Origin of the sequence: Ralstonia sp. A12, assembly GCF_000801955.1 — a bacterium.
Classification (GTDB): domain Bacteria; phylum Pseudomonadota; class Gammaproteobacteria; order Burkholderiales; family Burkholderiaceae; genus Ralstonia.
Genome location: NZ_JSZO01000050.1, coordinates 1 through 5,028 on the forward strand (window position 1 = coordinate 1; position 5,028 = coordinate 5,028).

Here is a 5,028-nt window from a genome sequence, read left to right on the forward strand (position 1 = left end):
CCGTATTGCGATGGGTCGAGTGCCTTGTCGATCGGGTCGAATGCTTCGTTGGCTGCCAACGGAAGCGCTTGCTGGCTGGATGCAGCATCGGACAGGCGTTGCGCGGTCTTCTGCGCAGCGGTGAGCTGCCCGCGTGCCTCATGCGCGTCGAGCAGCGTGCCTGTTGCCTGCGCCCGCGCGGTGGTCGAGAGCAGCAGGCCCGCGCCTGCGCGCACCACGGCCCACGCATCGGTACGCAGCTCTGCGCCAGTGCCGCGCCAGCTGCCGCGGTCGCCACCCGTGGCGCCGTGCGAGGTCACATAACCGAGGTTGAGCTGGCTGTTGGCGGTGGAGCTGGCCAGGCGCGTGCGCAACTGGCCGGGGTGATCATCGACCACCCACTGGTTGTATCCATCGCCGCCCAGGCCTTGCGAATGCCAGCCGGACAACGCCTGCCCGAGCGGCGCGTCGGCGGCGGGCCAGGGCAGGGCGTCCTGCGTGTTGTGCAGCTGCATGGCCACCATCGGCCGGTCGATGTCGCCGTCGATGAAGGTGAGCAGCACTTGCGTGCCGGCGCGCGGCAGGTGGTTGCCGCCCCAGTTGGGGCCAGCGCTGGCGGTCGCCACGCGCACCCACGCGGTGACTTGCGTGCGATCGCTGCTGCCGGGGTCGGAGAAGGCGTTGACCTCCGGCGCGCGCAGCCACGGAAAGCGCACGCGCACGCGGTGGTCGCGATCCGTGGTGAGCGGTGCGCCGTCATCGGCGATGACGACGGCGGCCTGACCTTCAGGCGCGGTCGGGCGGCGGCGGTATGCCGGCACGATGGGCGCATCGGCGGGCACGGCAATGAAACGATTGCGGTAGCTGCCCGATTCGATTGATGTGGTGCCCAGCAGGCGCGCGATGTCGGCGCCAAGGTTGTTGGCGGCTTCGTGCTCGACCTGCAGCGTGACGAACTCGCTGTGGTGGCTGTCAAAGTGCTGCGTGAGCGTGAAGCGCTGGCCAGCGCCTAGTTGGCGCACGCTGCCCTGGCCCTGGTAGCGCAGGAAGGCGCCTTCATGGGCTTGCATACGCAGCTTGGCAGCGTGGCTGGCGCCTTGCGCGTCGGTAAATTGATACGGGCCCGACGCTTCAAAGCTTTCCAGCGTGGGCAACTCGCCGCCGGTGTCGGTGGCCGTGGCCTGGGCCGAGGTGGCAGCCAGTGCCTTGTAGTCCCACGATGCCAGGGTCACGGCATTGGTGCCGACGCTGTGCGTGTTCGAGAAGCGCTCGATGGCATCTTCGCTTTCCGTGGCGTCGACACGGTGGAAGCGGATGTCGGACTGCGCGCAGGCGGGCCGCTCGGCGTCGTTGTCGAAAATCACGACGGTGTGGCGCGACTGGGCGCTGTCCTGCTTTTCGTCGCTCTGCTGATGCTCGATGCGGAACGACAGGCCTTCCTCCGCCAGCAGGCGCATCACGAACGCGTAGTCCGTCTCGCGGTACTGGCAGCAGATCGAGCGCTTGGCGCACGGCTGGCTGGCGGCAATCTTGTAGTGGGCGACCGGGTACTCGGCAAAGACCTCTTCGATGATCTCCAGCGCAGTCTTGTTCTGGTAGACGAAGCAATCACTTCGCGTGCGCAGGCGGTCGAGCCACGGCACGATGCGCAATCGATAGCGCGCCAGGCCACCGTCACCGCCCAGCGATGCACAGTCCGCCACGTAGCCGTGCCATGCACGCCAGCGGCCATCGGCCTGCATCAGGCGCAGCGTGGCTTCTTGCGAGGCCAGCTTGACCGTATCCAGGTGGGCAGATGGGCTCAGGCAATCGACCTGCAGCACGAACGAGGCCGAGACCGCTTCGGTGGCGGTAAAGCGCTCCACGACGAGGTTGTCGGAAGCGAGCGCCGTCTCGATGGCGATCTGGCGGGTCTGCTGCCCGAGCAGTGCGCCCAGGGGAGCTTGCGGCATGTTGGCCGACAGGGTGGACAAAGGCTTCATCGGAGCGGCGTCGCGATGGATGCGTAAGCGGGGTCAGCAGGCTGGCGCGGGTGTCGGCCGCGCCAGGGTGGCAATCAGGGCAGCGGTCAGGGCAACGAAATCGTCAGGTGCGAGAAACGCGGCCCGAGCTTGATGACCTGCGAATAGCCTTCCAGCGTTTCGTTGGTCTTGGTGCGCAGCGTGTGCGACAGCCCGAGGAACGCCAGCAGCGCGATCAGCGCGAACACGGCGCCGAAGATCCACAACGGCGTCTCGCGCTTGAGCGTGTGTGCCACCTTGTCTGGCAGCGGCCAATGCGGTGCGAAGGCGGCGCGCTTGCCCTTGATGGCGGAAATCTCATCGCCCAGGCGTGCCGTGAGGTAGGCGAGCTTCTCCGGGCCTTCGATGATGTACTTGCCGCGAAAGCCCAGCAGCAGGCACATGTGGAAGACTTCCAGCGCTTGCAGGCGCGGGGCACCGTGGGCGCGCAGTTCTTCCAGCTTGACGAAGAAGGTCTCGCCGGCGAGCTGCTCGCCAAACAGCACGAGCTGCAGCGGGCGGCGCTCCCATGCCGTGCGGATCGAGAAGTTGGACGACAGGATGGTTTCATCCACGGCGGCGCAGAAGGCGTATTTGGCGTCGAACACATCTTCAGCCGACACATTCAGGCGTTTGGCGCCGCGATCGAACTCATCCAGGAAGGTGCGTACACGCGCAAGAAAATCTTCCGCGCTGGCGGGCTGCTGGCCATTGCGCAACTGGAACAGCATGAAGAAGCCGTCGTAGAGCAAGTCCAGCAGCGTACGCGCGTGCGAGTTGGATTCACGGGCGTCGGCCCCGGCATTGCCGGGTGCGGGTGCCGAACCGCCAAACAGCGAAGGGGTGGTGGTAGCGCTCATGAAGTCACCGCAATCAGTTCAAGTTTGAGTTCCCGGATGCCAGCCGGGGCGTAGATGGTGATGGTCTGGGCCTGCAGCATGCGGTCGTACAGCATGCCGCGCGCTTCGATGGCGAAGTAGCACGCGCCCGGGCGCACCGGAATGGCCGGCGGCACCTGTGGGGTGTAGGTGAGCGGCACACCAGGCATGGACGAGAGCACGAGCTTCTCCACGTCATCCGGCGCGCCCAGCTTGAAGCGGGCGGGAATGGCTTCCACCAGTTCCGCCACCGGCATGTCTGCCGACACCGACAGGTAGAAGCTGGTCTTGTCGTCGATCTTGCCGGAGTCGATACGGCCCAGGTGGAACGACGGGCGCGTCTCTTCCAGCGCAATCGCAAAGTAGCGCGTGGAGATGACGGTATCGAGCAACTCGCGCACGATCGTGTCCAGCTTGGCGAACGCCGGGCCGGGGTGGTCGTGGTCGTAGACGGGCAGGTCGGTCAGCGTGTAGCTCTTGGTGAACGTCATCAGTGCGCCGGCCAAGCGCAGCATTTCCTGGAACAGGCGCTCGGGGTGCAGGTCCGGGTGGTGGTACAGGTGCGAGAGCGCAGCGAAGGCCGCGTTGGCCGTGTGCAGCAGCCAGAACGAGGCAATGTCGCCCGAGCGGAATTCGATGATGTTCTTGGTCGGCTCGCGGTGGAAGCCATACAGTGCGTTGACCTTGGCCTGCAGCGCATCGAGCAGTCGGCGCAGCCGCTGATACAGCACGGCCGAGGCGTTGATTGACAGGCTGGGCGCCACGAAGGCCTCATCCAGCTCGAATCCGCCAGTGCCGGTGCGGCGCACGCGCACAACGGGCAGGGAGATAAACTGGTCGCGCGGCTCGGTTTCCGCCACCAGCTTGACCGACTTCTTCAGGAAGGTGATGGCAGCGGGCTCGGCCTCGGTATAGAGATCGGCCGTTTCTTCTTCTGCACCGACAAAGCGTGAGACGGATGCACCTTCAACCGGCTCACGATAGTTGCCGCCGTTTTCCTGCAGCGGATACAGCGCGATATGGAAGGTCAGCTCGGACACGCCGGCCGGAATGGCATCCAGCACAAGCGGAGGCGGTAGGGCATCGGCCTGCGGCGCGAAGTAAAGCTCTCCGTCAGGGAAGAACAACGAAAGCTCCGTCACGCGCAGCACGCCGCTGGCGAGTGCATCGGTATCAAAACGCGCGTGGCGTACGCCCCAGCCATACGGTTGGATGACTTGCGCGGTCGCATGCAGGCGTGACTCGTGGTACGCATCCTGGCGCTGGAAATGCTGCGGACGCAGGAACAGCCCTTCGCCCCAGAGAATCTTTGCGGAATAGCTCACGTTGGCCCTTCTAGTGCTTGTGCATGGGTGCGCCGGCTCAACTACCGCAGATGGCGGGCGAAAGCAGGTTCAGATCGGATAGCGGCGAGCTGCCAGCCGGTGTGGTCGGCGTGCCCGTGGTCAAGGTCATGGCGCAGGCATGCAGGCCGATCACGACGCCGTTCTTCTCGTTCTTCTCGGTGTTGAAGGCGAACTTCCAGCGCTGTGCGGCGGGGCTGCGGAACAGCGCCACCACGCCGAGCGTCGTGGCCTCACGCGAAACCTTTTCCGTGAAGTCGTAGCGCTGGCCCGGGATCAGTGTCATTTCCCGAACCTGCACGAGATCGGCGCCGAGGGTTTGCTTCTCGCGTGCCGGATCGATGAAGGTGTCATACGGTGCCTGCAAGAAGCTGGTCGGGTCCTTGAGCGAATACAGGCGCACCACCAGCGCCACCGGCCGCTTGTCGTTGGCGGCGTTCAGGTTGGTGCCGGCGGTGAGCTTGAGCGGCACTTCGCGCGGCGGCTTCTGCGCATCCGGCAGGTTCGACGATTTCAGCCCCATCGCTTCCAGCGCGCCATTGGCAGCACCGGCCAGCACGCTGGCGCCGGTGGAGCACCCCGCCAGGGCCGCCAGGCTCAGCCCGGCCAGCGCCAGTTTGAGCATCGTCGCGACGCGGCGCTTGGGGGTGCTGCCGCAGCCCGACAGCCTCCTTGCTGCATCGAATTTCATTGTCTTCATGCCTGATTTTTGTACTGTTTAATTCTATTGATTTGACCAGCTTTTCGGCTGCTCGAATAAAAAAAATCGTGAAATGTTTCGGTTTCTTAATAATTGAAAACGGCGAAATGTTTCGGTTTCTTAATAAT

General features: G+C 64.8%; 4 protein-coding genes. All 4 read right to left on the minus strand.

Annotated elements, in window-relative coordinates; genetic code table 11:
* Positions 1-1,961, minus strand: a 1,961-nt coding sequence (locus PI87_RS27835; RefSeq protein WP_039600993.1) for a type VI secretion system Vgr family protein, incomplete at its 3' end; no start/stop codon positions are given.
* Positions 1,962-2,047: 86 nt separating this feature from the next.
* Positions 2,048-2,839, minus strand: coding sequence for a type IVB secretion system protein IcmH/DotU (gene icmH / locus PI87_RS27840; RefSeq protein WP_039600994.1), 792 nt, complete (start codon positions 2,837-2,839; stop codon positions 2,048-2,050).
* On the minus strand, positions 2,836-4,182 hold the full coding sequence (gene tssK, locus PI87_RS27845) for a type VI secretion system baseplate subunit TssK (protein ID WP_039600995.1): 1,347 nt from the start codon (positions 4,180-4,182) through the stop codon (positions 2,836-2,838). The genes icmH and tssK overlap by 4 nt, the downstream gene beginning before the upstream one ends.
* Positions 4,183-4,219: 37 nt before the next feature.
* Positions 4,220-4,825: a type VI secretion system lipoprotein TssJ gene (gene tssJ / locus PI87_RS27850; RefSeq protein ID WP_442965535.1), complete on the minus strand. Its 606-nt coding sequence runs from the start codon at positions 4,823-4,825 to the stop codon at positions 4,220-4,222.
* Positions 4,826-5,028: the final 203 nt, after the last annotated feature.